The sequence below is a fragment of the Ruegeria sp. YTSA168 genome, assembly GCF_059610045.1.
Genome location: NZ_JBXWMW010000017.1, coordinates 1 through 26,006 on the forward strand (window position 1 = coordinate 1; position 26,006 = coordinate 26,006).

A 26,006-nucleotide genomic window follows, 5' to 3' on the forward strand; every position below is an offset into this window, starting at 1 on the left:
TCCTTCCTAGCAGTGATAGACAACTGCATTATGGCGCATTGCGACGCCGGTGGAGCAGGAGCCATCCACCCCATCCGCTTCTTGGTGGTAGCGCATGCTTTAATTGAGGTGATGCACATCTTGAAGGCCGTAGATCGGCGTCGGGATGCCCTCCATCCGGGCCTTTATTTGCAACGCTAGGAACTGTGAATAATGCCGGGACTGATGCAGGTTTCCACCATGCATCCAAAGGTTTGGAACCTGTGTCGGCTTCCACATATTGCGTTGCTCGCCTTCCCAAGGCCCCGGGTCCTTGGTTGTGTCAGAGCCCAGCCCCCAGCATTTCCCAAGCCGATCCGCCATATCCTGACCCATCAGGTCCGCGACCCAACCGTTCATCGAGTTATACCCGGTCGCATAGACCACCAGATCGGCATCCAGATGCGTTCCGTCATCAAGGATAACTCCGGTTTCATCAAGCGCGGTGACTTGACCGCGTTTCAGCTTGATCTCACCATCAATGATCAACTGGCTGGCCCCGATATCGATGTAATAGCCCGATCCGCGACGCAGGTATTTCATGAACAGCCCGCTGTCGTCATCGCCCCAATCCAGCCAGAACCCGGCCTTTTCCAGACCGTCATAGAATTCTTTGTCCTGCTCTTTCATCGCGGCATAGGCCGGAATCTGGAATTCATGCAGAATGCGATAGGGCAGCGATGCAAAGATCAGATCGGCCTTTTCGGTTGTCATGCCAGACCGCACCGCACGTTCAGAATAGAGGTCACCCAGTCCGATTTCCATGAGGGTGTCCGAGCGGACTATATGGGTCGAGGACCGCTGCACCATTGTCACATCGGCATCGTTTTCCCAAAGCGCCGCGCAGATGTCATGAGCCGAGTTGTTGGACCCCACCACGACAACCTTCTTGCCTGCCCATCTGGCCGGCCCGTCGTGTTCCGAGGAATGTGCCTGCTCACCCTTGAAAACATCCATACCCGGAAAATCAGGCATGCGTTTCTTGCCGGACATACCCGTCGCCATGATCAGTTGCTTGGGCCGCAACACCACCTCTTCGCCATCCCGGTCCACCGTGATGGTCCATTCGCCCTTGTCTTCATCAAAGGTGGCGGATTTGGCCGTCGTGCGCGTCCAATAGTTCAGCTCCATCACTTTGGTGTACATCTCAAGCCAGTCGCCGATCTTGTCCTTGGGCGAGAACACGGGCCAGTTTTCCGGGAACTTGATATAAGGCAGATGGTCATACCAGACCGGATCATGCAGGCAGAGGGATTTGTAGCGATTGCGCCAACTGTCGCCAGGTCGGTCATTCCGTTCAACGATGATCGTCGGGACGCCGAGCTGTCGCAGCCGCGCACCCATGGCTATCCCACCCTGACCACCGCCGATGATGACGCAGTAAGGCTGTGTTTTGTAGCCCAGTTCAGCCTCTTCCTGGGCCCGTTCTTCTGCCCATGTGGTCCTGTGTTTACCCGCACCATGCTTGGCCCCAAGTGGGCGGTTGAACCCTTTGGGCTCTTCATGACCTTTCAGCTCGACCATCGTGGTCAGCAAGGTCCATATCTTGCCATCCTTGAGGCGGATTAACCCATAGCCGCGTGCCACTTCGGTTTCGAACTCGATCCATGCAGTGGTTATTCCGCCGTCTTCAGTGGGCACTTCACCTTCGGCTATTTTCCAACCGCTCGGTTTGGTTGTGGCCAACTGATGCGCGAGCATATCTGCCACCTGCGCCTTGCCTTCGACCGTTTTGATATTCCAGGTAAAGCTGACCAGATCGCGCCAATAGCAATCGTCCTGAAACATATCGCAGGCGGCATCGATATCGCCTTGGGACAAAGCCGCACCGAAGTCATCCAAGAACCCCTGCACCTGATCCGAGAGTGTTGTGTCGAGCATGTCATCCTCCCTATCTCCACGGTGCAAAAGGCTGGCAAATCCGCGGCCCTTCGGGCAAGTCGATTTGGCGGCTCAACGCTTGACCTAGGCCAAAAACACCAAGACTTGTTGCGCGCGCAACAAGGGCGCAACACGAAGGCATTTGCGTTTATGCAGGTGGAGTAAGCCCGGCCTTTCGCACACGGCGCAGAATTGTCGACCGGTTCACGCCAAGGCGTCGCGCCACTTGAGACATGTTCCAATCGCAAGCACGCAGCAGTGCTTCGAGATCATCTGAGTCCAGCTTTTGCGCAGGGGCGAGCGCCGGGGCTGGCAAATCCGTCAAGTCGATGATGTTGTCCTGACACAGGGCGACCGCGCTGTGCAGCAGATGTTCCAGTTCACGAATATTGCCGCTCCATAGTCGTGATTTCAGATCGGCGCGCGCGACTGTCGACAGGTGAATATCATGGCTTGCAAACCGTCGAAGCAGACGATCAATTAGCCAATCCAGATCCGCTCGGTGGCGCAAAGGCGGCAGAGAAAATGTGGCCCCCGCAATCCGGTGCAGCAGATCTTCACGCAGACCGCCCTGCAATCCCGCCGGGGGCTGCCGACATGAGGCAATGATCCTCAGATCAGCCCGCCGCTCAAGCACTGCTAAAAGAGAGGCCTGTGCAGGCTCGCTCAGGTCTTCAACACCGCGCAGGAACAGCGTGCCGGGGTCGATGGTTTGGCAGAAATCGAATGTCTCGGTATCGCAGCAGATCACTGTGTGGAAATCCTGTCTCGCAGGATCGGCCATGTGGATCGCACGCGCCAGTTTGGTCTTGCCCGTGCCGCTTTCACCGGTCAGCAAAAGCGGCAGGCTGGTCGGTGCAAGACGTGCAGCATTGTTCAAAAGCTGCTGAAGGTCCGCATCCGGCCCCGCAAAACTGCCAAGAGCTCCGGGCAGAACCTGTTCTCGCTTGCGCAGGGCCGCCGTCATCTGCGACGTCTGTGGCGCAACGGCATGACCATAGAGCGCGCGCCCGTCCTTGAGGTGTAGAACCCGTTCTTCGGACGGTCTGCCGCGCATGAACTCCGGCATGTCATCAACACTGATTTCAAGCCAGTCCTGCAATTGCGACCCGATCAGGTGGCCCGAACCGTCCGGGTCCAGTGCCCGTCGGGCCCCCGAGGTCATACCAATGATCTTGCCGCTTCCGTCCACTGCAACCGCCGCTTCAGGATCGACCTCAAGAAATTCGGGGCTGGCTGAAAAGCGCAGGACCCAATCGCGCCGGGTCGATGCCATCAGGTTTGCCATCTCGACGCGACGGGCGGAATTCGTCACCAGTGTCATGGCCAGATTCTGCGACGCCTTAGGCGAAGGTCCACGCAACAACGAAACATCCAGAACAGCCGCAAGACCACCTTTGGTGTCGAAAATAGGCGCTGCCGTACAAGACAGCGGCGTATGCGTGATCGAAAAATGATCCCCCTGATGGATCGTCACCGGCTGACCTGTAACGATGCACGACCCTACCCCGTTCGTTCCTGCCAACTCTTCCGTCCATTTGAATCCCAGATGAAGACCCGCAGTTCTGAGTTCGTCCTCAAAGTTCCGGTCGCCAAAGAAATCGACGCAGACGCCATCTGAATCCGCAAGCAGCAGGACGTAGTTCTGCCCTGCAACCTGCGCAAACAACGATTGCAGCCCCGAGCGCGCTGTTGCGATCAGACGTTCGGATTGCTCCAGATGTTCACGGAATTTGGTGTCAGGCAGGATATGCGCGGGTTCCTGCCGTGAGGGATCCATACCGTAGGTTTCAACACAGCGCTGCCAGCTGTCCGCGACAAGCCGGTCTCTCCCTGTATCGAACCCGCTTAAGACACGGTCAATCTCTTTTGTGTGCTGGCGATCCAACAGCTTCCCGCCCTATAAATCCTCTCTAAAATTAGCATGAGGATGGCTTCGCGCCTATGTTCAAATTTCGTCTGGCAAACGTTTTGGCGCTTTGCCTCGTCAAGCTGAGCTTCGTTGAACGCGCAGCATTGGGCCCTTTCGGGCTCTCTTCAGGCACCTTGGCCGCGAGACCCATGAACGACCGTTCCGGGATGGAGCGCCGTTCGCTTCAACCGGCGTGAACTAAGCAGATGCGGACGTAGCCGACCTTGGGTTTTCGGCCTTCGCTGACGCAGCATCACTTTATTTCTGCAGCACGTCTGTTGCTGCTGAGCGGCACAAATCGTAGTTTCGGTCACTCGGGTTTTGCGTCAATATTTGTCAGCACGGCGGGCAGGTGTTGTTTGAGGAAGTCCAGAAACGCCTCCACCGCCGGTAGCATTCCACGCTTTGACGGCATGAGGAGGCTGATCTGCGGGGTGCCGGCGGTCCAGTACCGCAAGGCGCGCACCAGTGTTCCCGCCTCGACCTCTTTTCTGCAGACATAAGATGGCAGGGCAGCAAGTCCCAAAGACGCTGCTGCTGCATTCTTGAGCGTCGACATATCGTCACTCGCGAACCGAACAGTACAGGGCACCGAAGCCGTTTGTCCTGTTTCGTCCGTCAGCAGCCACTGATGTGTGTCTCGGGGGCGGCCGAGAACCAAGGCAGGGTGGTTCGCCAGTGCAGCGGGGTCATGCACCGCTCCCAACGCGTCGAGATAGTCATGTGACCCGAACAGGTGCCATTCGACCCGCGCGAGCTTTATCTGGATCAAGCTTGAATCTGGCAATGTGTCCATATGCCCCCGGATCGCAACGTCGATCCCACCCTTGATAAGGTCGTCGATCTGGTTGGAGGTCCGTTGGACAACGGTGACCCCGGGATTGTCTTGCAAGAAATGGGGCAGGACTTGATCGAGGCCGAACTGCGCCATGCCCACGGAACAGGACACGGTGACGGTCCCTTCTATTGTGTTGCTTTTGCGGCGAACGGCCGTTTCGGCCATCTCAAGCCGCGCCAGGGCTTCTTGAGCGTGGCGGAAGTAGTCCTTGCCAACGTCGGTAGCGATGACAACGCGCGATGTACGCTGCAACAGGCGCACGCCAAGGTCATCCTCCAGTTGCCTGACCCGGCGGCTGAGTCTGGACTTGGGAATGTTCATGGATCGCGCGGCGGCAGAAAAGCCCCCCTTTTCAACGACCTGAACAAAGTAGAACGCATCATTTAAGTCCATCGCGAGCCCCCTTCGTTCCACCAGTAGAACGGTAGGTTCTGATTTTACCCGATTTTCGAGCCATCGTCTCGCTCATATTCTCAATGCAACAAGAGCGAGAGACTGACATGACCAAGCAACATATCGACACGCTCGCAGGCGTCCCCTGCGAAACCCATGCCCAAAGCGTAGGCCGTCCGCTTAGAATTGGCGACGGTTTTGAAGCACAAAGCTATCAGCATTCAGAGTTCCGGGGCCTTATGGACCCGCTGATCATGGTCGATCACTTCACCATGACACAGCCCACCTTCGGGACACATGCCCATGCCGGGTTGTCTGCGGTGACGGTTATGTTCGAGGACAGTGAGGGGGCATTTCAAAACCGGGATTCCCTTGGTAATGACCTCGATCTGGCGCCCGGCGATCTTTATTGGTTCAAGGCGGCGCGCGGCGCCCTTCACAATGAGGCAACACGCCCCGGTGCCAGGACCCACGCATTGCAGGTTTTCGTAAACCTTTCGGCTGCACATCGGCATGACGCACCTTCCGCCTTTCACGTTTCTGCCGCAGATGTCCCGAGGCTTGCGGGTGACCGGGCCAAAGCACGGCTGGTCCTTGGTGAAGCGGCTGGCGTTCAGGGGGCGATAGCACCGGATAACCCGTTGACGCTGCTTGACATCGACATAAAGGCTGGCGGCCGGTTCACTCATAAAGGTGACAAGGGCCACCATGCATGGATCCTCGCCATTCACGGCGCGTCCCGCGTGATGTGGGACACAGGCTCGGCCGATTTGCAGCCCGGCAAGGCCATTGCCTTCGCTGATGCCTCCGACATCTCATTTTCTTCGGAAGAGGGCGCTCATGTCGTTCTGTTCCGGGGCCACCCCCTTCGCCAGGCCTTTGTCCAACGCGGCCCCTACGCAATGGGCACCGCAGCAGAGCTTGACGCAGTCGAGGCGGCTTATCGTTCCGGTCGCCTCGGATCACTTGACTGAAATCAACGCCACTGAAGACCTATCCAGAAAGGAAGACTTATGACCGCAGTATTCAACCCCGAACCGCTGACTCGTGACAACGCCGCCGTCGTGTTCGTCGACAACCAGGTCGGCCTGATGACCGGTATCCGAGACTATTCCGTCGCCGATCTCAAGCACAACATCGTAGGCCTTGCAAAGGCTGCAAAGGCGCTTGACTTGCCGATTGTGACGACCACCACCTCGTCCCAGACGCTTTGGGGACCTGCCATTCCCGAACTGCAAGAGGCCTTGCCCGATCAGACCTTTATCGACCGGACAACCGTCAATGCATGGGACGATCCGAGTGTGGAAGAGGCCATTCGCGCGACCGGACGCAGCAAGCTGATCTTTGCGGGTCTGTCCCTTGAAGTGTGCGCTGCCTTCCCGGCTATGCAGGCCGTGCGCGAAGGGTTCGAGGCGTACGTCGCCGTTGACGCCAGCGGCACCTTCAACATGACCAAACGTGAAACCGCTTTGGTTCGGCTGACCCAGGCCGGGGTTGTTGTGGCCGATGGCGCGAGCCTGATGATTGAGATCCTGGCAGACAACGCCAGCAATCAGGCAGGCGAGGTTTATGGCGCTTTGGGCATGGATTGGTCGATCCTCGTCGGCCAAGTCCGTGAGAGTGCGTAGCCATGCATCGCTCTCCCTATGCGCCCCGTAGCAGGTACTCGCACAGGGGCATGCAAACCCAATTTTATCGCATCTACGTCACGTCGCTGTTCTGTTTGATCGCGATGGGATGGGCGGCGGCCCTGTTCTTTTAAAGGCCGCAGCCACCATACCAGCACTTCAGCAACCACGAAATCAGGGTGGGCCCACGGCTCACCACAGGAGAAAGCTATGTCTAACGAACCTATCCTCGTCATCGGTGCCACTGGCAAAACCGGCTCTCGCGTTGCAGCAAAACTGGAAGCTAAAGGCGTCTCTGTCCGGCGCGGCGCACGGCGATCCGAAACCCTATTTGATTGGGAAGATCGAAACACGTGGGTCCAAATCCTGACCGGTGTCTCAAAGGCCTATGTCACCTACTTCCCCGACCTAGCCTTCCCCGGCGCCATCGAAAAGCTGGAAGCTTTCGCAAAGGTCGCCCGCGACACCGGCCTGCAGCACATCGTGCTGTTGTCCGGTCGGGGCGAGCACTTCGCTAGCATGGGTGAAGAGGTGATCCGCAACTCGGGTCTTGGCTTTACGATCGTGCGGTCCGCCTGGTTTGCGCAGAACTTTTCAGAAGGCTACTTACGCGACCCAATCCTGGGTGGTGTCCTTCCCATGCCCGGCGGCGATATCGCAGAGCCGATCATCGACATTGACGATATCGCAGACGTGGTTGTCGCGGCGCTGACCGAAGACGGGCATCTAGGCAAACGGTACGAAGTCACGGGTCCACGCCTGATGACCTTCGCTGAGATGGCCGAGGTCCTGAACGCAACCTTGGGACGCCGCATCCAGCATCTGCCCATCACGTTTGAGGACTTTCACGCCAATGTCGCAGCCTCTGGCGACACATTTGTCGCCGACGTCTTCACCGCAATCGCCCGCGAAACGCTGGACGGGCGCAACGCCTATACAGCGGACGGGGTTGAGCGGGCCCTGGGCCGCAAGCCACGAGACTTCACGGAATTCGCCCAAACCGCAAAAACTGCTGGCGCTTGGCCAAGCGCCGCCTAACCACACACACCTGGAGGTGGGTGGCGCGGGCCACCTGCCTCCTCTGAGAAAAAGGAACCAATGACATGTCCACCACGACTTTTTTCCTGATCCAATTCGCCATTCTCGCCTATGCCCTCGTCGGCGGCGCCTTTCTGGCCTTTTCCGACTTTGTGATGCGGTCGCTCGCCCTCACCAGCGGTGCCGGTGGTGTCGAAGCCATGCAATCCATCAACCGAGAGGTATTCCGCTGGATCTTCATGGCTCTGTTCATCGGCCTCGCACCTGTTTCCCTCTTCATGGCGGGCTACGGCGGTTGGGTTTTGGGCGGTCAGCCTGGCACGCTGATGCTGCTCGCTGGGGTCATCTATTTTATAGGATGTTTCGGCGTGACCGTTCTTTTCAATGTCCCGATGAATGAAGCATTGGCCGGGATGGATGCCCAGATTGACGCAACACGGGCCTACTGGGAAGAAATCTATCTGCCACGTTGGACCTTCTGGAATTCGGTGCGTACAGTGGCCTGTGCGGTATCTGCTGCGCTGTTGCTGTTTGCCTTGCTGTGGGCCAGCCAACTTCAACTGGCTTGACGAGATCAAGGAAAGCGGTCTCAAAACGAGTCGCCCTATTGTTGCCGCAACGCTTTGCTCAAAGTAGCAAGAGCCGGAGCGCGCAGCCAAGTAAATTAGCTTATCATGTCTAAACCTATGTTCAGCTGCTCAGCAGCGAACAACTGGCATCACCAGCGGTGTCTCCCGCTGTGCCTGAGGAGAGCCAAAAGCGGTTCTCGGAGTTGTGATTTCAAACGCTCGCCTCGCCTGGCGGCTTGGTCCTTGCCGTCTTGATCTTCGGCAGGCGACGAGCGAATGGCAGGTATTGCCGCCGTAGTGCAGCGCCATGTAATGGCCAGGTGCAGCGAACTCCATGTTGCGAGCGCGCGCAGCGAGAAAAAGCAATGACAGAGTCGGGCTCAGCACAGACCAACGCCGCATGGAGCACAAACACCTGCTTTTAAATGGCGAACGGGGGGACCGTTCGCCAAGGTGGCTCAGATATCGATACGCTCAGCGATGCTCAGCGCATCTTCGAGCTCAACGCCAAGGTAACGTACTGTACTGTCGACCTTCGTATGACCCAGCAGCAACTGGACCGCACGGAGGTTGCCGGTCTTTCGATAAATCTCCGCTGCCTTTGTCCGGCGTAGTGAATGGGTGCCGTATCCGCTTGGCTCTAGCCCGATCGCTGTGACCCAATCACGCACCAACCGTCCATACTGGCGAGTTGAAATGTGGGGCCGGTCATGGAAGCGGCTGGGAAACATAAACCGGCAGGCAAACATCTCGGGTGACTTGACCCACGCCAAGACAGTTTCACGTGTGTTTTCCGTCAGTTCAAACTGCACCGGTCGCTTAGTCTTGCTCTGGATGACTGACACGCGTTCTCGCACACGGTCATCCTTTACCAGGTCAGTCACGGCCAATTTTACGAGATCACAGCCGCGAAGCTTGCTGTCGATGGCGACATTGAACAGCGACAGATCGCGTAGATAACCTGCCAATTCGAGCCGAGCACGGATCGCCCAGACCTGTTTTGGCAGCAAGGGCCGTTTCTGACCGATGATCCGCCCCTTGTTCCAGGCTCTGCGTTTCGGGGTGGTTGCGGGAAGTTGGACTCTTGGCATGATATGCCCTCCGATCCTCCCTCCGCACCCAATCATCAGCACCGCGCTGACAGGACGATCCTACCGTCTGATCTAAGGGCCGGTGTTAGAGACCCACAATGGTGATCGTTGCCGCGGAAGCATTAGGCGGCTCTGAGCCCAATGTGCATGATGCTGCATGACGCACCAAGGTCCGCTAAGCGTATCGAACTGGCTGCACACCCGCATCGAATTCAATCCGCCGCAGCCGAAATGTTGGGCCCTCTGCGACGTCAGGTCGGCCGATCCTATCCATTCGAAAATGCCGAACATTTTCACGGCTTGGGTCCCATGCAACCAGATACCAAAGCGGCGGCAAGATCAGCATGGCCTGAGGTTCGACGCAACGCTGCGTCTTTGCGCCTTTTGCATCGACGTAATCGAATTGCAGAGACAACCGTTCAAGAAATGCCCGCTCAAAAGCAGGGAGCAGCCCACTATCGATCTCTCCGACATTCGAGATATCGACTTGCGGCGCCAGTGGCCCAACATAGAGGCATTCCAACAATCGTCGGAGGTCGCGCAGCTTGTCTGGCGGCAGGGATTTCTCGATCTTGGAAAGCCCGCTGTCAGCCAAGCGGGCAAAGGGAAGCGATCCGGCGGCACGCATGCTCGATATGCCAATTATCAAGGCGAAGACCTCAGGCACAGACAGTTTGGCCGTTGTTTGTACCGACGTAGGGTCAAGGTAGAGTCCCCCGCCACGGCCCTGCTCAGCGATGATTACGTAGCCCTCGTCCCGGAGGGCAGAGAGATCGCGCAAGATGGTGCTGCGCGATGCCCCAACTTCTTCACACAAAGCTTCGATCGTGGACGCCCCGCCTCGGCGGAGGCTTCGGACGATAGTGGCTTGTCGGGATCGGCTTTTCATTTTCCAAGTCTACTACAGAAAGGCGTCAGAACTTGATACCTTTAAGGGTTAATCCGGTGTTACCACAATCAATCCGGAGTACCACCATGACTACGATCCCCAATTTTCCTTCCCCCAAAATAGTTGCCCTGAATGGCATTGAGCTCGAGGTCTTTGAGGCCGGGCAAGAGAACAAGGGCAACCCCATTGTACTGTGCCACGGTTGGCCTGAGCATGCCTTTTCCTGGCGTCACCAGATGCCAGCACTTGCTGCGGCAGGATACCATGTCATCGTTCCTAACCAGCGTGGCTACGGCAACTCTTCGCGCCCTGAGGATGTGACACAATACGACATCGCGCATCTGACGGGCGACCTTGCAGCACTTCTGGATCATTACGGATATGACGACGCGGTCTTCGTGGGACATGACTGGGGCGCAAACGTTGTTTGGAGCATGGCGCTCCTACATCCAACCCGCGTCAAGAAGATCATCAACCTCGCACTGCCCTATCAAGCTCGGACACCGATGCCGTGGATTGAGTTCATGGAAACCGTGTTTGGGGAGGACAATTACTTTGTCCACTTCAACCGCAAACCCGGCGTTGCAGACGCCATACTGGACAGCAATGCCAGATCGTTTCTACGCAACCTTTTCCGCAAGAACTTGCCAGCGCTGCCACCGGATCCTGGGATGATGATCATCAACCTTGCGCGGGCAGATGCACCGATGGGAGAGCCTGTGATGAGCGACGCGGACATCGATGTGTTCGTATCTTCCTTCGAAGAAACTGGCTTCACCGGGAGTATCAACTGGTACAGGAACATGGATCGAAACTGGCACCTTTTAGCGGATGTCGGTCCAATCGTTCATCAGCCTGCATTGATGATCTACGGGACGCAGGACATGATCCCTCCCTCTGAGAACCTCGCGGATTTTGTCCTGAATGTTGAAGTGATCAAACTTGAGTGCGGCCACTGGATCCAGCAGGAAAGACCACAAGAGACCACAGATGCAATCCTTGGCTGGTTGGCGCTCGATCTGGCCACCTAAGCCTAGGAGGTCTGTGCCCTCCCGCTCGCTCGGAAGGCACAGGTCATCGCGATGTCTTCGGCCCAAAAATGTGAATGACGGAATTTGTGTTCTAATGCCCGGGCGAGAACCTCCGTGAGACCGGCAGACATGAAAGCGGCCATTGGTGCAGCCAAAGCGAAAGATCACTTTGTCCGCGACTTGATCCTTGCCCGCCGCGTACATGCTGCGGTTGGCATGAATGGCTCGTTTCGCCGCTGCATGGCAGCGTCCCGAACTAAGCACTTGCAGCGACTTTCGTGCTGCGAGCGCATGCAGCACAAAATCACAATGGCCGAGTCGGGCTCTTCGCCTCTTTCTCTGCGGTTGGCGCCGACTGGTGGAAAGAGCCCATAGCCAACTTTGACATATTTCCGCCTCTCGCGTGTGCAGCATAAAGCGAACTGCGGAAAGCCTCGGCTGCGACCTGCCGAATGCACCCGCAGCACCCAGATAGCTAGGGAATGACCGCATGGGGCTCAAATCTGCTTGTCCAAACTCGCCGTAGAGAAATTCGGCAGTGAACCCAAAGCTACCTCTCAGGCTCCTTGCTGATCACGGTCGTCACAGTTCGAGTTGAGCGACTTTGAGTGAGAGCTATCGCGCCCAAAACCAGCGCGCAGGCCAGCGCCTGTGTACCCGTGATTACTTCACCGAATGCAAGAACGCCAACAGCAAACATCGTGGGTAGTTCAATACTTCCGACTACAGCAGTGCGCGCTGCCCCAATAATGGGCGAACAGATCGTGTAAATCAGTTGCGGAATTAGCGCCGTCACAAGGCCCAACCCGACAACTAGAACCCAGTCGTCCCCACCTTCTGGTAGGATTTCGCCGACCTCGGATGAAAGAATGAGGGGGGCAAGGCCAATGACTGACCCAAGCGAGACTGACGCCATTCTGGCTAAAGGCGCAATACGTGACAGGCGGTGCACGAGAACACATATGCCGAAGCCAAAACCGAAAGGTGCCGCTAATGAGACGAGAAGGATTGGAATTTGGTCCGGAGGCACAGATGCCGGAGAACCTGCGAATATCGCAGCAACAACGATCAATCCAGCCGCAAAAAGGCTACGCCGCGTTGGTCGGTCACCAAAAAGCGCCCATGCGATAGCAATCGTAAACACCGGATAGGTCATGTAGAGAACACCAACCGTCGATGCAGGAACAGTCTCAAGAGCGGTAACATAGCCGACCCAGCCAAGGCCCATCACTGCGCCTGCAACCATACCCCAGACGATTTCCCGCCACTTTGAGTGATGCACTACAAGTGCGGGCAAAAGGACAACCGCTGCCAAGATGTACCGATAAAAGGCAACCGCATAGGGAGCGAGACCCTGATCGGTGAGCCCACGGCTAAAGTAGGGTACAAGGCCAAAACAGATGGATGCAAAAAGCACACCAACGACTGCAAGGGCATAGGGTATGGCGTTCCGCTTGGCTGAGGTTAGTTGGGTCATTGCTGACAACTAACACGCTATATTGCAGTTGACATCGCCAAGACAAATGAACGGCAACTTTTACGCGTTCGCGACTTGCTGCATGAGCGAAAGACCGAGGTGTGATCAAAGTCTGGTAAGGGCTCTCTGCCGCCATTCTCTGCGAGGTGCCCCGACCGGAGGTATGAGCCCTGTGCCGTCATTCATCACGGTGTCGGCCTTCGCTCAGGCGACCTCTTTCTGCGCCAGCAACACGTTGTTTTCAACAGAATCGGCGGACAGCAGACCTTCGCTGCAATCAAAAAATTTTCTTTGATTGTGACAGGTTTCGCATTCCGAGCAGAATTGGAATCGAACTATTTGACAATAGGAAGCTGAAGCGTAACGCTTGCTCCTTTTTCGACTTGGTTGATCGCGACCACTCCTCCGTGGCGCTTCGCTACAGCTGAGACAATCGACAACCCTAAACCGCTACCTTCGGAATATTCCAGCTGCGAAAACCGGCTGAATGCAGCTTTGCTTTGATCGGGCGAAAGGCCTGTTCCATCATCGGCCACCGTTAGTTCGACTTTCCCGCCGTCACAGCGCAGCACAACTGAAATTCGGCTCAACTTTGCGCCGCCGTGCTTAACTGCGTTGTCCAGCAGGTTCTTTATGGCCTCGGTCAAAAACAGCTGATCTCCCGAGACCAGGATCGCTGTATCCGGCATGGCGACCTCGAAGTCGATCCCTTTCGCAAGGATCGAAACCCCCATCTCTGCGCAGGCTTCCTCGACGACCAGGCGGAAATTGATTTTAGCCATCTGATCCTGATGCGTAGGTTGCCGTAAACGCTCCAGCGACAATAGCTGTTCTGCCACAGTGGCCGAATTCTTTGCGGCTGCCACAAGCTCGACAATGCGTTTGTCCTTGTCCTCATCCGTTTTTGCATCTCGCAGAGCCTCGGCCATGGATTGGACTGCGGCTGCCGGATTTCGCAGCTGATGCGCTGCTTCTGAGATAAACACTTGATGGGCGTTGATGCTGTGTTCGACTTGCCCAAACAGACGGTTCAGCGTTCGAACAATGCCATGGACTTCGACCGGGACCGGGCGTTTGATCTGGCTGAGGTCGTCGGGCGAGCGCAGGTCAATCGCGTCCTGTAAATCCAGCAACGGCCGCAGGCCGCGCGCAACGCCGAACCAGACGACAAAGGCAAGAGTGGCCATCAGGATGCTCATCAGGATCGCTGCACGGATCGACAATTCGTTGGCAAAGGCGTTGCGATCCGCGATGCGTTGCCATGCCGTGACCGTCGCATCCCCGACCAGATTGCCCAGCGTGACCCGTTCGGTCATTTTAAGCACACGCACTGGTTCGTCTCGATATACAGCCTCGAAGAACTGCGGTTGGTAAACGTCCTGCTCTGACGGGTTTGCTGAGGCCGGAGGGTATGCATACCCGGTCACGTAGATGCCGCCGGGTCCGGTCACGTGATAGAAAATCTCTCCACCCGATGCATCGCGGATTAGGCTGCGCGTGGTCGGTGACAAGGCATCACCTTCTGACACCGCCACATCGCGCGAGATTGCCAGGCCGGCGGATAACAGGCTGTCGTCGAAAAGTTCCTGCGCCGTTTTCTGCGCAACAGTGAAGCGCCAGTAGCCAAGTAGGATTGCGAGTAGAACCAAAGGCGTCAGGATCAAAACGAACAACCTAAGCCTGAGCGAGCCATGCCTGGTCACTTCTGCACCTCAAGCAGGTATCCAAGACCACGCGCCGTTTTGATCTGAATGCCAAGGTTCCGAAGGCGTTTGCGCAACCGCGATACATGCGGTTCAACGGCTGAGTCCTCGACATCCGCGCCCACGCCATAAACATAGTCGGTCAGCTGGCTTTTGGGGACGATCCTGCCGCGTCGTTCCAGCAGACATTCAAGCACAGCCATTTCCCGGCGTGGCACGTCCAAAACTTGGCCTTTTGCGCTGACCTGCCGTGCGGTGCGGTCAAACTCGAGGTCTCCGATGATCTCGCGCGCGCCGTAGTCCAGTTGTTTGCGGCGCGACAGGGCACGGATGCGGGCCTCAAGCTCGTCCATCTCGAATGGTTTGACCAGATAGTCGTCAGCGCCCATATCCAGACCCGAAACCCGGTCACTGGTTTCGGTGCGCGCGGTCAGCAAAATGACGGGGACGCTGTCTCCCCGATTGCGAAGCGAACGCAGGATTTCCAACCCTGACCGGCCCGGTAAGTTGATATCCAGAACGATCAGGTCCGCCCCTTCCTGCTCCAGATACAGCTCGGCCGCATCGCCATCCGTTAGCACATCTGCGGCATGACCACGATCGCGCAAGCGGTAGGCAATAGCGTTTGCGAGGGTCTCATTATCCTCGACGATGACGATCCGCATTCGGGCTCCTGCAAGTTTCGTGCAAGGTTGGCGCTCCATGATTGTCAGATGGGAGGGGGAATCAACCCCACAATTCTATTTGCGATCACGGTGGCACAGAAGACGCCGACGTGGTTGTCTGGTCAACAGGGAGGAACCAATGGCCATTTCCAAATTTACCCGCCGCGCCGTCGTGGGGCTGATCGCCGCCGCCGGAATCGCAGCACCTGTCGCCGCCGAGGTTGATTTTTCGGGCAAGACCATCGAATGGGTCATTCCGTTCTCGGAAACGGGTGGTTCCGCCAAGTGGGCCAATTTCTTTGCACCGCTTCTGTCCGAGGCGCTGCCGGGTCAGCCCACTGTAGTGGTCAAATTCATGCCCGGCGCAGGGTCCACCAAAGGCGCGAACTGGTTTCAGGAGCAAAGCCACGATGACGGCACCTTGTTGTTTGGAACATCCGGCTCAACCCAGTTTCCCTATCTTCTGAGCGACCCGCGCGTGCGTTACGAATATAACGACTGGATTCCGGTCATGGCATCGGGCACTGGTGGTGTAGCCTATCTTAATGCCGAGGACGGTGCCAAGTTCGACGGGTCCGCGAACGCTCTGAAGGACACCAGTTTCATCTACGGCTCGCAGGGAGCGACCCGTCTGGACCTCGTTCCACTGCTGGCATGGCAGATGTTGGGCATGAATGTTGAGCCCGTCTTCGGCATCAAAGGTCGTGGAGACGGGCGCCTGATGTTTGAACGCGGCGAGGCCAATATCGACTATCAAACCTCCTCTGGCTATCTGGGCGGGTCTGCCCCGCTTGTCGAGGCTGGTAAGGCCGTGCCGATGATGACATGGGGTGCGCTGGATGCCGATGGCAATATCGTGCGCGATCCGACTTTCCCCGACATTCCGACCTTCAAAGAGGTCTGTGAGGCCACCGATGGCTGCGAAACCAGCGGTGAGGCATGGGACGCATGGAAAGCCTTCTTCGTCGCGGGCTTCCCAGTTCAGAAATTGGCCTTCTTGCCAGGGGACACGCCGCAAGAGGTGGTCGATGCTTACACTGCAGCCTTCCAGGCAGTGACCGAGCGTGGCGACTTTGCGGACATCTCCTCCAAGCGTGTAGGCAAATACCCTGTTTTCGTGGGCGACGGCTCTAAGACAGCGCTTCAAACTGCAACGAGCGTGGATGACAACGCCAAGCAGTATGTCCTGAACTGGCTTAAAGACTCCTACGGCGTCGAGCTGAACTAAGCTGGCCGGTCACGGCGCGTGCCCTCTCACACGAGGGCCGCGCCATCTGAATTCTATAAATTTGAATGAAAGGCGGCCGCAATGGAGGCTTTCGCCACAGCTCTTCCTGCGCTTGGTGATGCGTGGGTTCTGATCCTGCAACCTATCGTTCTGGGCTATCTTGTGCTCGGCGTTGTCATGGGGCTGGCCGTTGGAGTTTTCCCGGGGCTCGGCGGCATTGCTGGTCTGTCTCTTTTGCTGCCATTCATGTTTGGCATGGACCCGATCCTGGGTCTGGCGCTGATGATCGGGATGGTTGCCGTCGTTCCGACCTCAGACACATTTGCATCGGTTCTGATGGGGATACCAGGCAGTTCGGCTTCGCAGGCGACCGTGCTTGACGGCTTCCCGATGGCAAAAAAAGGAGAGGCCGCGCGGGCGTTGTCTGCTGCCTTTGCTTCATCCTTATTCGGTGGTCTCGTTGGCGCGACCTTCTTGACCATGTTCATCCTCGTCGCGCGTCCGATAGTGCTGGCCTTCGGTCTGCCTGAGATGCTGATGATCACTATTCTCGGCTTGTCGATGGTTGCCATTCTGGCAGGTCGCATACCGTTAAAAGGGGTTGCCGCCGCTGGATTAGGACTGATGGTCGGTACGATTGGTGAGGCCGATGCGGGTGGCTCGCTGCGAATGGCGACATATGACATTCCTTATCTGACCGATGGCCTGAAACTCGTCATTGTCGGTCTGGGAATCTTCGCCGTTCCCGAGATCGTTTCGCTGCTGCGGCAGGATCGCTCGATTGCCAAAGGCGCCTCGTTGGGCGCTGGATGGCTGGATGGCGTCAAAGACTGGTTTGCGAACATCTGGCTCTCGGTTCGCTGCTCGATCATTGGCGTGATCGTTGGCGTCATTCCAGGCCTTGGCGGCTCGGTTGTTGACTGGATCGCTTACGGCCATTCGGTGCAATCCACAAAAGACAAAAGCAATTTCGGCAAAGGTGAAGTGCGCGGGGTCATCGGCCCGGAAAGCTCGAACAACGCCAAGGAAGGTGGCGGTCTGGTGCCGACACTTCTGTTCGGCATCCCCGGTTCCGGCTCAATGGCGATCTTCATCGGTGCGGTTGCTCTGTTGGGATCGGGTGATATCGAAGTCGGTCCGAGCATGCTTCAGGACAATCTCGACATTACATATTCTATCGTCTGGCTGTTGGCGCTGGCCAACGTGGTGGGCACCATCCTGTGCATCGCGGCCTCGGGCGGGATCGCCAAGCTGACTACGATCCGCTTTACTTATCTCGCCCCATTCCTGTTCATGTTGATCAGCTTTGCGGCCTTCCAATCCGGTCAGAATTTCGAAGACCTGCTGGCCCTGTTTGTGATCGGCTTGATCGGCATCTTTCTGCGCCGTTTCGACTGGTCGCGCCCGGCCTTCCTGATCGGTTTCGTTCTATCGAATCCGGTTGAGAAATTCACAAATCAGGCCTTCCAGATTGCATCATTCCGCTTCCGTAAAAGCTTTGGTGAAGGGATGGAATATGTATTCAGCCCCATTGTCATCGTGCTGATCGTGTTCACCGTTGTTTCGGTCATTCTGGGCATCCGGCAGGCCAAGATGATCATGGCCGAAGGTGACGTGCAGGCCGGTACGAAGCGCGCGCCGCTAATCTTCCTGTTGGTGATAATGGCTTATCTGATCGTCGCGCTGGTCAACGCCAATATGATCCCCGACTACAATATGACCGACAAGATCATCCCTCTGGTGATCGGCAGCGTCTCGCTGGTTTGCTGCGTGATCCTTCTGATCCAGATGATGCGACGGCCCGAGGGTGATGCGATTTTCGCCGATAAGGAAATCGCCGGCGAGGACGCCAGTGCACCCCATGGATTGTGGTCCACGCTGGCGTGGTTCGCAGGTCTGATCGCGGCGACATGGGTGGTTGGATTCATCCTTGCATTGCTGGGCTTCCTGATCGCGTTCTTCCGCATCCGGGCCGCGGCCAGCTGGCAGATGGCGCTGATCCTGACCGCCTGCGGTATCGGCTTCATGTGTCTGATGGCGGGCGCGCTGAACCGGGATTTCCCACCGGGTCTGTTGCAGGACATGGTCAGCCTGCCGTGGCCGCTGAAATGAGCAGTCCGTTGATGCTGCCCGGCCTGAGCAACAGGCCGGGCAGAAGTAACACCACACCGCGTTGGCAGGGGGACACCCGATGACCCAAACCGCAATCCCATATATCTTTATGCGCGGCGGCACTTCGAAGGGTCCGTATTTCCGCCGCTCTGATCTGCCCGAGGATCTGGACACTCTGGCCAAAGTGCTGATCGCCACAATCGGAGCCGGGCAATCGCTGAACATCGATGGCATCGGTGGCGGTGCAGCGGTGACCACCAAGGTTGCGATGCTGTCGGTCAGCGAGGATGACTGGGCCGATATCGATTATTTCTTCGCGCAGGTTGCGGTCGAAGAAAAGCTGGTCGATTTCAAACCCACGTGTGGCAACATCCTGTCTGGTGTCGCCCCCGCTGCCATCGAAATGGGACTGTTCGAACCCAAGGGTGATGAAACCGAAATCCGTATCCGGGCGGTTAACACCGGGGCCCGCGTTGTGTCCCGGGTTCAGACACTGGGGGGAAAGCTGACTTATGAGGGTGATACGGGCATTGCCGGAGTTCCGGGCCAGTCTGCTCCGGTGCAGCTGAGTTTCATGGGCGTCGTCGGATCAGCCACGGGCGCTTTCCTGCCCACGGGCAACCTGCGCGATACGGTTCAGGGGATCGAACTGACCTGCATGGACGTCGCCATGCCAATGGCTATTGCCCGAGCCGCCGATTTCGGGCTGACGGGCTATGAAAGTGCCGAGGATCTGGACGCTAACCGCGCCTTTTTTGACCGGATGGAGGCCGTTCGGATCGAAGCAGGGGAACGGATGGGGATGGGGGATGTGTCGAAGTCGGTGACCCCCAAATTCGGCCTTGTCGCGCCTGCCAGAGAGGGCGGAACGCTTGCGGTGCGGTATTTCATGCCGTGGAACACCCATCCGACCATGGCGGTCACCGGTGCGCAGTGCATGGCGTCCTGCGCTTTGACGCCCGGTACGATCGCGGACGGTTTGCTGGATCGCCCGACGACAAGCCCGGCTGAGGTCGTGCTGGAGCACGCATCGGGCAAGATCGACGTGTTGGTGGACTTCACCACCGACCACGGGTTCACCGTGAATTCTGCGGGCCTTGTGCGGACTGCGCGCAAGCTGGCGGACGGGCATGTTTATGTGCCGCAATCGGTGTGGAAGGGGAGTTGATCGGGTAATCTTAAAATAGTATACTATAGTATACATTAAAGGAGGTCACGATGGACAACTTTTCGGAATGCCTCGAAATCGCGCGTCAGGAACTTAGGTTGGCACAAGCGGCGTTGCGGCGGGATATGGCCGCCTACCCAACGCCAATCGCGGGGTGCGACGAGCAATTCAACCATTTGCTGGACCAGAGCGAACGTGTCCGAAACGCGCTGGCTGCCCTCGACGTGCAGCACTTTGTGCCGACGCCAAGAAAACTGACCACCGGGCAGAGTATTGAAAGCCGATGAAAATACACATTCTTGATGACTGGTTCGACACGCTGCGCGGCTTGCCGTGTTTTGAGAAGCTCTCCGGTCATGATGTGACCGTTTGGACGGATCATGTCGAAGATACGGACGCCTTGGCCGTGCGTTTGCAGGAGGCTCAGGTGCTGGTGCTGTTCCGCGAGCGCACCAAAGTTACCCGCGCCTTGCTGGAGAAGCTGCCCAATTTGCGGCTGATCAGCCAGCGCAGCGTCTATCCCCATGTTGATGTACCGGCCTGCACAGATCAGGGTGTTTTGCTGTGTTCGGACATGCATAGCGGCACGCCGTCTTATGCCGCAGCCGAACTCACATGGGCACTGATCATGGCCGGGATGCGGGATTTGCCCATGCAGATGGCCTCGGTCAAGGCAGGGCATTGGCAGGCCGGAGTGGGCAAGACGCTACGTGGTCGTCAATTGGGGCTATATGGCTATGGCCGCATAGCTCGTGCCGTTGCAGGTTATGCTGAAGCTTTCGGGATGAATGTTGTCTGGTGGTCGTCCGAGGATGGCAGGATGCGCGCACAGGCGGATGGTGCACAGGTCGCGCCCAGCCGAAACGCGTTCTTTGCCGACAGTGATGTCGTCTCGGTCCATGTGCGTTTGAAACCGGACACGCGTGGGGTCATCACCGCTTCGGATTTTGCACAGATGCAGCCTGGGGCGCTGTTCGTGAACACCTCACGGGCCGGGCTGATTGCTCCGGGCGCTTTGCTAGAGGCGCTCAACGCCGGTCGCCCCGGCAAAGCCGCAATTGATGTGTTCGACACCGAGCCGCTGACAGACCCGACCGATCCGTTGCTGGCGCATCCCAACCTGATCGCGACGCCGCATATCGGCTTTGTGACCGAGGATGAGTTCGACCTGCAATTTGCCGACATCTTCGATCAGGTGAACGCTTATGCCCAAAGTGTTCCGATCCACATGATCAACCCCGAGGTTTGGACCACCGCAGAATAAGGTTGGCGGCGATCGGCGCACCGATGATCACCAATACGATCCTTGTCAGATGATGCGTGATCACAAAGCCCAGATCCGCGCCTGAAACGATGGCCAGAACCGTCATCTCAGCCTGCCCGCCGGGGGCGAAGGCCAGAAATGCCTCGACCGGTTTGCCAAGTCCTAATGTGGTGACAACGGCAGTGAACGCCGCCGCCAGCACGGCCAGAACAACCACATAGGCGCAGCCTGCGGCAACGACCTTGCGCAATTCCACCCAAGTAACACCGACAAACTTCACCCCAATCCCGCAACCGATGAAGAACTGCGCCACCAGGATGGCCTCGCGCGGGGGGCGGGTATGGATGAAGTCTCCGAGGGACAAAGCAGCCGTCAGGATCATCGGTCCCAGAATGGACGCACCGAACAGGCCAATGCGCTCGCCGCCTTTCCAGCCGACAAATGCCGCCAGCACCATCAAGGCCAATTCACCTAGCGGGAGGTCGCGCGCGGGCTCTCCGATTGGGTTGGTTAGCTGTGCGTCATAGAACACGGTCAGGAATAGCGGAGCTAACGTCACGATGATCAGCACGCGCGTGCCATGGATCAGGGACAGGGTGCGCGGGTTTGCCCCGGCTTCGGTCCCGAAGATGATCATGTCCTGCAACCCGCCGGGCATGGCCGCGTAGAATGCGGTTGTTGTATCGAAGCCCCAGACCTTGCGGAAGAATGGCACGCCGACAAGCGCGATCAACAGGATGAAGAACGGGATCAGTGCAATCGACGCGGCCATTTTCGGCAATTCGGCAAATAGGGCCGGTGTGATTGACGCCCCCACCGCCACGCCCAAAATGGTGCGCGCCGCGACCGAGACCTGCCCGAACCCCTGCATCGGCGCATGGGCCAGCGCCGCCACCAGACAGGCGCACATCGGGCCAAACAAAAAGGGCAGTGGCAAGTTCAAAGCCCAGAATACCCCGGTCCCCAGCACCGCAAGCGCAAAGGTTACAGCTTTTTGTTTCGCTGCAGAGGGTGCGTTGATCTGGGTGGACAAAGTGCCGATTCCGGTGCGGTTGACTAAATATGTATCCAAATGTATACAGATGGACGCAAGAATACAAGTGAGCGCGCTATGACCTTTCAGGACGACCCGTTGCAGCCCGGCCCGCAAGGCAATTCCGCGTATCAGCGCCTGCTGGAGGAAATCCGCGAAGGCAGCCTGCTGCCTGGTGAACGGCTGCGTGAGATTGAGTTGTCCGAGAGGCTGGGTGTCAGCCGCACGCCTGTGCGCGAAGCGATCCGACAGCTGGAAGCGGATGGGTTGGTCACGCATATTCCCCGACAGGGCGCAACGGTGCGCAGCCTGGACTACGCCGAGGTGATGGAGCTCTATGAGATGCGCGCTGTGCTCGAGGGCACTGCGGCCCGTCTTGCAGCCCGTGCGGCGTCGGATGTCGAGCTGGAGGAGCTGGATGTGCTGAACGACAGGTTGGCCGAGGCGGGCACCGGCCCGGAGGCCGCGCGGATCAACCGGATTTTCCATGCGACGCTTCTGGATGCGGCCAAGAACCGGTTTCTGGCTAAGTCCATATTGTCTCTGCAAAAGGCACTGTTGATCCTGGGCCCGTCGCAATTGCTGGATGGGGACAGGGCCGAGGCCGCGGTGGCTGAACATCGCCGCATCATGGCCGCCCTGAAAGCCCGTGATGGCGCAGCGGCGGAGACTGAGATGCGCGCACATATCCACGCGGCACAACGCATGCGAATCCGAGCGTTGCAGGATCGCGACCGCTCAATCGACGAAAGCCAGTAGGTAGACAGGATATGGCCACCCCAAAGGAAGCTTACGATATCGCTGTGATCGGTGGCGGCAATGCGGCTCTCTGCGCTGCGATGACTGCCGCTGAGGCCGGCGCGCGCGTTTTGATCCTTGAAGCGGCGCCAAAACCTTATCGCGGCGGAAACTCCCGCCATACGCGCAATTTTCGGTGTATGCATTCGGGCCCGTTGGGCCCGCTCGTCGAGGCGTATAGCGAAGACGAATACCTCTCGGATCTGCTGAAAGTCACCGGTGGTAAAACCGACGAACATCTTGCCCGCCTCGCAATCCGGACGTCGGAAGAATGCCTGCCGTGGATGCAAGAACACGGGGTTCGGTTTCAGCCGTCGCTCTCCGGTACGCTGTCATTGGCACGGACCAATGCGTTTTTTATGGGGGGCGGCAAATCTCTGGTGAATGCCTATTACCGGACGGCGGCGGGGCTGGGTGTTGATGTGCTGTATGAGGCCGCCGTCACGCATTTGGAACTGAATGGTGATCGGATCGAGTGGGTCGATTACACCTATGAAGGCCAATCTCATCGGATCACGCCCGAAGCGGTCATCGTTGCCTCCGGCGGCTTTCAGGCCGACACAGATTGGCTCACCCGCGCCTGGGGTGAGCCTGCGAAGAACTTTCTGATCCGGGGAACGCCGTACAACCGAGGCGTGGTCCTGTCTGATCTGCTGGACCAAGGAGTAGAAAGCGTCGGTGACCCGACCCAATGCCACGCCGTGGCTATCGACGGGCGTGCGCCGAAGTTTGACGGCGGCATCGTCACCCGTCTGGACTGCGTGCCGTTTTCCGTCGTCGTGAATAAGGATGCAGAACGATTTTATGACGAGGGCGAAGACGTCTGGCCCAAGCGCTACGCGATCTGGGGCCGTTTGGTGGCGGCGCAACCGGATCAGGTGGGATATGCCATCATCGACGCCAAGTCGCTGAACCTGTTCATGCCGTCCGTGTTCCCTCCGCTAAAGGCGGACAGGTTGGACGAATTGGCCGGGATGATGGACCTGCCTGCGGACAAGCTGAACGCAACGGTGGCCAAGTTCAACGCGGCTTGCGGCGACACCGGTGGTTTTTATCCAACTGAACTGGACGGGGTCGCGACCTCTGACCTGACGCCACCCAAGACCAACTGGGCGCGCCCAATTACCGAACCGCCGTTTTACGGCTACTCGCTGCGGACCGGCGTGACCTTTACCTATCTTGGGTTGAAGGTTGACGAGACGGCCCAGTGCTCGACCCCAAGCGGCAAGATCAAAAACCTTTGGGCGGCAGGGGAAACGATGGCCGGGTCAATCCTTGGTCAAGGTTATCTGGCGGGCTTTGGCATGACCATCGGAACTGTTTTTGGACGCATCGCAGGACGAGAGGCCGCCGCTTATGCAAACTGATCTTATTCAGGAAGCCCGTCGCCAGGCCGAGATCTGCAACGCCTGCCGCTATTGCGAGGGCTATTGTTCGGTCTTCCCGTCGCTTCATGCGGAACGCGCGTTTTCGGATGGGGACATCACGCAATTGGCGAACCTGTGCCACAACTGCCGAGGCTGTTATTACGCCTGTCAATACACCGCCCCGCACGCGTTCGATCTGAACTTGCCCAAGGCGCTGGCCGAAGTGCGGCGCGACAGTTGGGAGAGCTTGGCATGGCCGCGGCCGCTGGCGCGGCGGTTCCACACCCATGGCGGGGCCATCGCCCTGGCGCTTGTGATCGGATTTGCCCTGTTGTTCTGGGCGACCCGCGCCATCGGTTCCAGTGGAGGCGAAGGGTTTTATGCCGTCCTGTCGCATAACGCGATGGTCGCGATCTTTGCGCCTGCATTCCTGCTGCCTCTGTTCAGTATCGCCTTCAGCCTGAGGCGTTACTGGACCGAGGTTGGCGGCAAACCGATCCAGATGTCTGATCTGATGGCTGCGCTCAAACGCGCGGGCAAGATGCAGGAACTGGCTGCAGGACATGGCGAGGGTTGTAACTTCGAGGACGAAGACCGTTTCAGTCAGCGCCGACGCCACATCCACCACGCCATCATGTATGGCTTCCTGCTGTGCTTTGCGTCGACCTCGGTGGCGACGATCATGCACTATGGCTTCGGAATGCTCGCGCCTTACGGATTCTGGTCATTGCCGAAACTGTTCGGGATTTCCGGGGGGCTGCTGCTGACGGTGGGGTGCGGTGCGATGGCGCTGCTCAAGCAAAAGTCAGACCGAGACCTCGGCGATCCGTCGGCCTGGGGAGGGGATATCGGCTTGATCCTGTTGCTCGGGTTTGTGGGGCTCAGCGGGCTGGTTCTTTATGCCCTCGGTTCAACGCCTCTGATGCCCGCACTGCTGACCATCCACCTCGGATCGGTCCTGACCTTCTTCCTCCTGACGCCTTACACAAAAATGGCTCACGGTTTCTATCGGGTTGCGGCGCTCATCCGGGACGCGCAACGGAAAAGAGATGTGTCCATGGTCTGTTAACAGGCTGTCGCGTCAGAGTGAGCGGAAAGAACATGCAAAAGGATCAAATATGATAGAGAAGAACGCTGCGTTGCAGCACTTCGAGTGGGTTCTGTCGCAATTTTCTTTGAAGGCTGATGAGATCGCGCAGGCGGGTCTATTCCCCTGCCAGTTGGGCAAATTGCTGAAACGGGGAGAGTCCGGGCGTGAATTGACCTTTGCGGATCATGTTGACCAGTTCGATACCGGCTAGGGCAGATGCAGCAGAAGAGAAAGACTTGAAACCCAACATGGGCCTGATCCGACGTTTGATGAATCGATGATCTTGTTCAATGATGTTATTGAGGTATTTCCGCCTCACCATCTCGATTGGTACTGGGCAGCCAAAGCCCTTCAGCATCTTGTTTATGGCTTTGATACCAGCTGTGTTGGCCCCGCTTTTGTCGATGACGATCTTTCTGGGAAGGCCGTTGACCTCTAGCATCCTGGCAAAGAACTTTGTCGCAGCAGGTTTGTTTCGGTGTGGGGAAAGCATGAAATCGAGCGTTTTGCCGTATTTGTCGACCGCTCGATAGAGATAAACCCACGAGCCTTTCACCTTGATATAAGTTTCATCCATTCGCCAGGATCGGTCACACGATCCCTTCCGTCTGCGAGCTAAATCAACAATGGCATCGGAGTATCGTGTCACCCAACGGTTCAGCGTGGTGTGGTCAACCGAAACGCCACGCTCGGCCATGATTTCTTCCAGATCACGGTACGACACGCCGTATCGAACGTAGAAAAACACCGCAAATAGGATTGCATCCTTTGGATATTGTACGCCTTTGAAGGAGATCATGAGCTGGCTTTCAA

Annotated in this window: 23 protein-coding genes and 1 pseudogene; 13 read left to right on the forward strand and 11 right to left on the reverse strand. The window is 57.7% G+C overall.

The window, feature by feature from the left end; all coding sequences use genetic code 11:
- Positions 1–99: 99 nt before the first annotated feature.
- From AC2FFE_RS19130 to AC2FFE_RS19140, 3 genes are all read right to left on the reverse strand, one after another.
- The gene (locus tag AC2FFE_RS19130; protein ID WP_496821240.1) at positions 100–1,899 is read right to left on the reverse strand and encodes an NAD(P)-binding domain-containing protein; all 1,800 of its coding nucleotides are present in this window, start codon (positions 1,897–1,899) and stop codon (positions 100–102) included.
- 148 nt (positions 1,900–2,047) lie between these two features.
- Positions 2,048–3,790 carry a sigma-54-dependent Fis family transcriptional regulator gene (locus AC2FFE_RS19135; protein WP_480828226.1) on the reverse strand — a complete coding sequence of 581 codons (1,743 nt, stop codon included), beginning with the start codon at positions 3,788–3,790 and terminating at the stop codon, positions 2,048–2,050.
- A 331-nt stretch (positions 3,791–4,121) separates the two neighbouring features.
- Entirely contained in the window at positions 4,122–5,042 is a 921-nt protein-coding gene (locus tag AC2FFE_RS19140) for a LysR substrate-binding domain-containing protein (RefSeq protein WP_496820517.1), read from the reverse strand.
- A 107-nt stretch (positions 5,043–5,149) separates the two neighbouring features.
- Between AC2FFE_RS19140 and AC2FFE_RS19145 the strand changes: the two genes are divergently transcribed.
- The 4 genes from AC2FFE_RS19145 to AC2FFE_RS19160 all read left to right on the forward strand — a co-directional run bounded on the left by AC2FFE_RS19145 (position 5,150) and on the right by AC2FFE_RS19160 (position 8,277).
- Positions 5,150–6,016 carry a pirin family protein gene (locus AC2FFE_RS19145; RefSeq protein WP_496847424.1) on the forward strand — a complete coding sequence of 289 codons (867 nt, stop codon included), beginning with the start codon at positions 5,150–5,152 and terminating at the stop codon, positions 6,014–6,016.
- 39 nt (positions 6,017–6,055) lie between these two features.
- Positions 6,056–6,670, forward strand: a complete 615-nt coding sequence (locus tag AC2FFE_RS19150; protein ID WP_496820515.1) for an isochorismatase family protein — start codon at positions 6,056–6,058, stop codon at positions 6,668–6,670.
- Positions 6,671–6,880: 210 nt separating this feature from the next.
- Positions 6,881–7,708: a Rossmann-fold NAD(P)-binding domain-containing protein gene (locus tag AC2FFE_RS19155; protein ID WP_496820514.1), complete on the forward strand. Its 828-nt coding sequence runs from the start codon at positions 6,881–6,883 to the stop codon at positions 7,706–7,708.
- A gap of 65 nt (positions 7,709–7,773) precedes the next feature.
- On the forward strand, positions 7,774–8,277 hold the full coding sequence (locus tag AC2FFE_RS19160; protein WP_496820513.1) for an anthrone oxygenase family protein: 504 nt from the start codon (positions 7,774–7,776) through the stop codon (positions 8,275–8,277).
- A 458-nt stretch (positions 8,278–8,735) separates the two neighbouring features.
- On the opposite strand, the gene AC2FFE_RS19165 is transcribed toward AC2FFE_RS19160, so the two are convergent.
- The 3 genes and pseudogenes from AC2FFE_RS19165 to AC2FFE_RS19175 form a co-directional block, all read right to left on the reverse strand.
- Positions 8,736–9,368 carry a tyrosine-type recombinase/integrase gene (locus AC2FFE_RS19165; protein WP_496847425.1) on the reverse strand — a complete coding sequence of 211 codons (633 nt, stop codon included), beginning with the start codon at positions 9,366–9,368 and terminating at the stop codon, positions 8,736–8,738.
- A 175-nt stretch (positions 9,369–9,543) separates the two neighbouring features.
- On the reverse strand, positions 9,544–9,996 hold the full coding sequence (locus tag AC2FFE_RS19170; protein ID WP_496819741.1) for a helix-turn-helix transcriptional regulator: 453 nt from the start codon (positions 9,994–9,996) through the stop codon (positions 9,544–9,546).
- A gap of 102 nt (positions 9,997–10,098) precedes the next feature.
- Positions 10,099–10,257, reverse strand: a pseudogene (locus AC2FFE_RS19175) (HTH domain-containing protein); the annotation flags it as partial.
- 86 nt (positions 10,258–10,343) lie between these two features.
- Between AC2FFE_RS19175 and AC2FFE_RS19180 the strand changes: the two are divergent.
- Complete coding sequence (locus tag AC2FFE_RS19180) at positions 10,344–11,288, forward strand: alpha/beta fold hydrolase (RefSeq protein WP_496847426.1); 945 nt, start codon at positions 10,344–10,346, stop codon at positions 11,286–11,288.
- A gap of 550 nt (positions 11,289–11,838) precedes the next feature.
- Here the strand turns inward: AC2FFE_RS19180 and AC2FFE_RS19185 are convergent.
- The 3 genes from AC2FFE_RS19185 to AC2FFE_RS19195 all read right to left on the reverse strand — a co-directional run bounded on the left by AC2FFE_RS19185 (position 11,839) and on the right by AC2FFE_RS19195 (position 15,133).
- Positions 11,839–12,765 carry a DMT family transporter gene (locus AC2FFE_RS19185; protein ID WP_496847427.1) on the reverse strand — a complete coding sequence of 309 codons (927 nt, stop codon included), beginning with the start codon at positions 12,763–12,765 and terminating at the stop codon, positions 11,839–11,841.
- Positions 12,766–13,100: 335 nt separating this feature from the next.
- Positions 13,101–14,468 (reverse strand): sensor histidine kinase, encoded by a 1,368-nt coding sequence (locus tag AC2FFE_RS19190; RefSeq protein WP_496821192.1) that lies wholly within the window; start codon positions 14,466–14,468, stop codon positions 13,101–13,103.
- Positions 14,465–15,133 carry a response regulator transcription factor gene (locus AC2FFE_RS19195; RefSeq protein ID WP_496821191.1) on the reverse strand — a complete coding sequence of 223 codons (669 nt, stop codon included), beginning with the start codon at positions 15,131–15,133 and terminating at the stop codon, positions 14,465–14,467. Before AC2FFE_RS19195 ends, AC2FFE_RS19190 begins: the two co-directional genes overlap by 4 nt.
- 139 nt (positions 15,134–15,272) lie before the next feature.
- Between AC2FFE_RS19195 and AC2FFE_RS19200 the strand changes: the two genes are divergently transcribed.
- The 5 genes from AC2FFE_RS19200 (at position 15,273) to AC2FFE_RS19220 (ending at position 20,905) form a co-directional block, all read left to right on the forward strand.
- Positions 15,273–16,361: a tricarboxylate transporter gene (locus AC2FFE_RS19200; RefSeq protein WP_496821190.1), complete on the forward strand. Its 1,089-nt coding sequence runs from the start codon at positions 15,273–15,275 to the stop codon at positions 16,359–16,361.
- Positions 16,362–16,442: 81 nt separating this feature from the next.
- Positions 16,443–18,473, forward strand: coding sequence for a tripartite tricarboxylate transporter permease (locus AC2FFE_RS19205; RefSeq protein ID WP_496847428.1), 2,031 nt, complete (start codon positions 16,443–16,445; stop codon positions 18,471–18,473).
- Between the two features lie 79 nt (positions 18,474–18,552).
- On the forward strand, positions 18,553–19,641 hold the full coding sequence (locus AC2FFE_RS19210; protein ID WP_496847429.1) for a 4-oxalomesaconate tautomerase: 1,089 nt from the start codon (positions 18,553–18,555) through the stop codon (positions 19,639–19,641).
- Between the two features lie 50 nt (positions 19,642–19,691).
- Entirely contained in the window at positions 19,692–19,928 is a 237-nt protein-coding gene (locus AC2FFE_RS19215; protein ID WP_496821186.1) for a hypothetical protein, read from the forward strand.
- The gene (locus AC2FFE_RS19220; RefSeq protein WP_496847430.1) at positions 19,925–20,905 is read left to right on the forward strand and encodes a D-2-hydroxyacid dehydrogenase family protein; all 981 of its coding nucleotides are present in this window, start codon (positions 19,925–19,927) and stop codon (positions 20,903–20,905) included. Before AC2FFE_RS19215 ends, AC2FFE_RS19220 begins: the two co-directional genes overlap by 4 nt.
- Here AC2FFE_RS19220 and AC2FFE_RS19225 read toward each other — a convergent pair.
- Positions 20,874–21,938: an AbrB family transcriptional regulator gene (locus AC2FFE_RS19225; RefSeq protein ID WP_496847431.1), complete on the reverse strand. Its 1,065-nt coding sequence runs from the start codon at positions 21,936–21,938 to the stop codon at positions 20,874–20,876. The genes AC2FFE_RS19220 and AC2FFE_RS19225 overlap by 32 nt on opposite strands.
- 78 nt (positions 21,939–22,016) lie before the next feature.
- Between AC2FFE_RS19225 and AC2FFE_RS19230 the strand changes: the two genes are divergently transcribed.
- Genes AC2FFE_RS19230 through tcuB form a run of 3 tightly spaced genes read left to right on the forward strand, consistent with a single transcriptional unit; the run spans position 22,017 to position 25,172 of the window.
- A complete protein-coding gene (locus AC2FFE_RS19230) occupies positions 22,017–22,697 on the forward strand; it encodes a GntR family transcriptional regulator (RefSeq protein ID WP_496821183.1) in 681 nt (226 codons plus the stop codon).
- Between the two features lie 11 nt (positions 22,698–22,708).
- Positions 22,709–24,103 (forward strand): FAD-dependent tricarballylate dehydrogenase TcuA, encoded by a 1,395-nt coding sequence (gene tcuA, locus AC2FFE_RS19235; RefSeq protein ID WP_496847432.1) that lies wholly within the window; start codon positions 22,709–22,711, stop codon positions 24,101–24,103.
- Complete coding sequence (tcuB, locus tag AC2FFE_RS19240) at positions 24,093–25,172, forward strand: tricarballylate utilization 4Fe-4S protein TcuB (RefSeq protein ID WP_496847433.1); 1,080 nt, start codon at positions 24,093–24,095, stop codon at positions 25,170–25,172. The genes tcuA and tcuB overlap by 11 nt, the downstream gene beginning before the upstream one ends.
- A gap of 136 nt (positions 25,173–25,308) precedes the next feature.
- Here tcuB and AC2FFE_RS19245 read toward each other — a convergent pair whose 3' ends face one another.
- On the reverse strand, positions 25,309–25,992 hold the full coding sequence (locus AC2FFE_RS19245) for an IS6 family transposase (RefSeq protein WP_496847445.1): 684 nt from the start codon (positions 25,990–25,992) through the stop codon (positions 25,309–25,311).
- Positions 25,993–26,006 lie beyond the last annotated feature (14 nt).

Bases quoted from the DNA above. Each gene is read 5' to 3' on its own strand.
- AC2FFE_RS19130 (WP_496821240.1), bottom strand. From the start codon at position 1,899: ATGCTCGACACAACACTCTCGGATCAGGTGCAGGGGTTCTTGGATGAC.
- AC2FFE_RS19140 (WP_496820517.1), bottom strand. From the start codon at position 5,042: ATGGACTTAAATGATGCGTTCTACTTTGTTCAGGTCGTTGAAAAGGGG.
- AC2FFE_RS19145 (WP_496847424.1), top strand. From the start codon at position 5,150: ATGACCAAGCAACATATCGACACGCTCGCAGGCGTCCCCTGCGAAACC.
- AC2FFE_RS19150 (WP_496820515.1), top strand. From the start codon at position 6,056: ATGACCGCAGTATTCAACCCCGAACCGCTGACTCGTGACAACGCCGCC.
- AC2FFE_RS19155 (WP_496820514.1), top strand. From the start codon at position 6,881: ATGTCTAACGAACCTATCCTCGTCATCGGTGCCACTGGCAAAACCGGC.
- AC2FFE_RS19160 (WP_496820513.1), top strand. From the start codon at position 7,774: ATGTCCACCACGACTTTTTTCCTGATCCAATTCGCCATTCTCGCCTAT.
- AC2FFE_RS19165 (WP_496847425.1), bottom strand. From the start codon at position 9,368: ATGCCAAGAGTCCAACTTCCCGCAACCACCCCGAAACGCAGAGCCTGG.
- AC2FFE_RS19170 (WP_496819741.1), bottom strand. From the start codon at position 9,996: ATGCGTGCCGCCGGATCGCTTCCCTTTGCCCGCTTGGCTGACAGCGGG.
- AC2FFE_RS19180 (WP_496847426.1), top strand. From the start codon at position 10,344: ATGACTACGATCCCCAATTTTCCTTCCCCCAAAATAGTTGCCCTGAAT.
- AC2FFE_RS19185 (WP_496847427.1), bottom strand. From the start codon at position 12,765: ATGACCCAACTAACCTCAGCCAAGCGGAACGCCATACCCTATGCCCTT.
- AC2FFE_RS19195 (WP_496821191.1), bottom strand. From the start codon at position 15,133: ATGCGGATCGTCATCGTCGAGGATAATGAGACCCTCGCAAACGCTATT.
- AC2FFE_RS19200 (WP_496821190.1), top strand. From the start codon at position 15,273: ATGGCCATTTCCAAATTTACCCGCCGCGCCGTCGTGGGGCTGATCGCC.
- AC2FFE_RS19205 (WP_496847428.1), top strand. From the start codon at position 16,443: ATGGAGGCTTTCGCCACAGCTCTTCCTGCGCTTGGTGATGCGTGGGTT.
- AC2FFE_RS19210 (WP_496847429.1), top strand. From the start codon at position 18,553: ATGACCCAAACCGCAATCCCATATATCTTTATGCGCGGCGGCACTTCG.
- AC2FFE_RS19215 (WP_496821186.1), top strand. From the start codon at position 19,692: ATGGACAACTTTTCGGAATGCCTCGAAATCGCGCGTCAGGAACTTAGG.
- AC2FFE_RS19220 (WP_496847430.1), top strand. From the start codon at position 19,925: ATGAAAATACACATTCTTGATGACTGGTTCGACACGCTGCGCGGCTTG.
- AC2FFE_RS19230 (WP_496821183.1), top strand. From the start codon at position 22,017: ATGACCTTTCAGGACGACCCGTTGCAGCCCGGCCCGCAAGGCAATTCC.
- tcuA (WP_496847432.1), top strand. From the start codon at position 22,709: ATGGCCACCCCAAAGGAAGCTTACGATATCGCTGTGATCGGTGGCGGC.
- tcuB (WP_496847433.1), top strand. From the start codon at position 24,093: ATGCAAACTGATCTTATTCAGGAAGCCCGTCGCCAGGCCGAGATCTGC.
- AC2FFE_RS19245 (WP_496847445.1), bottom strand. From the start codon at position 25,992: ATGATCTCCTTCAAAGGCGTACAATATCCAAAGGATGCAATCCTATTT.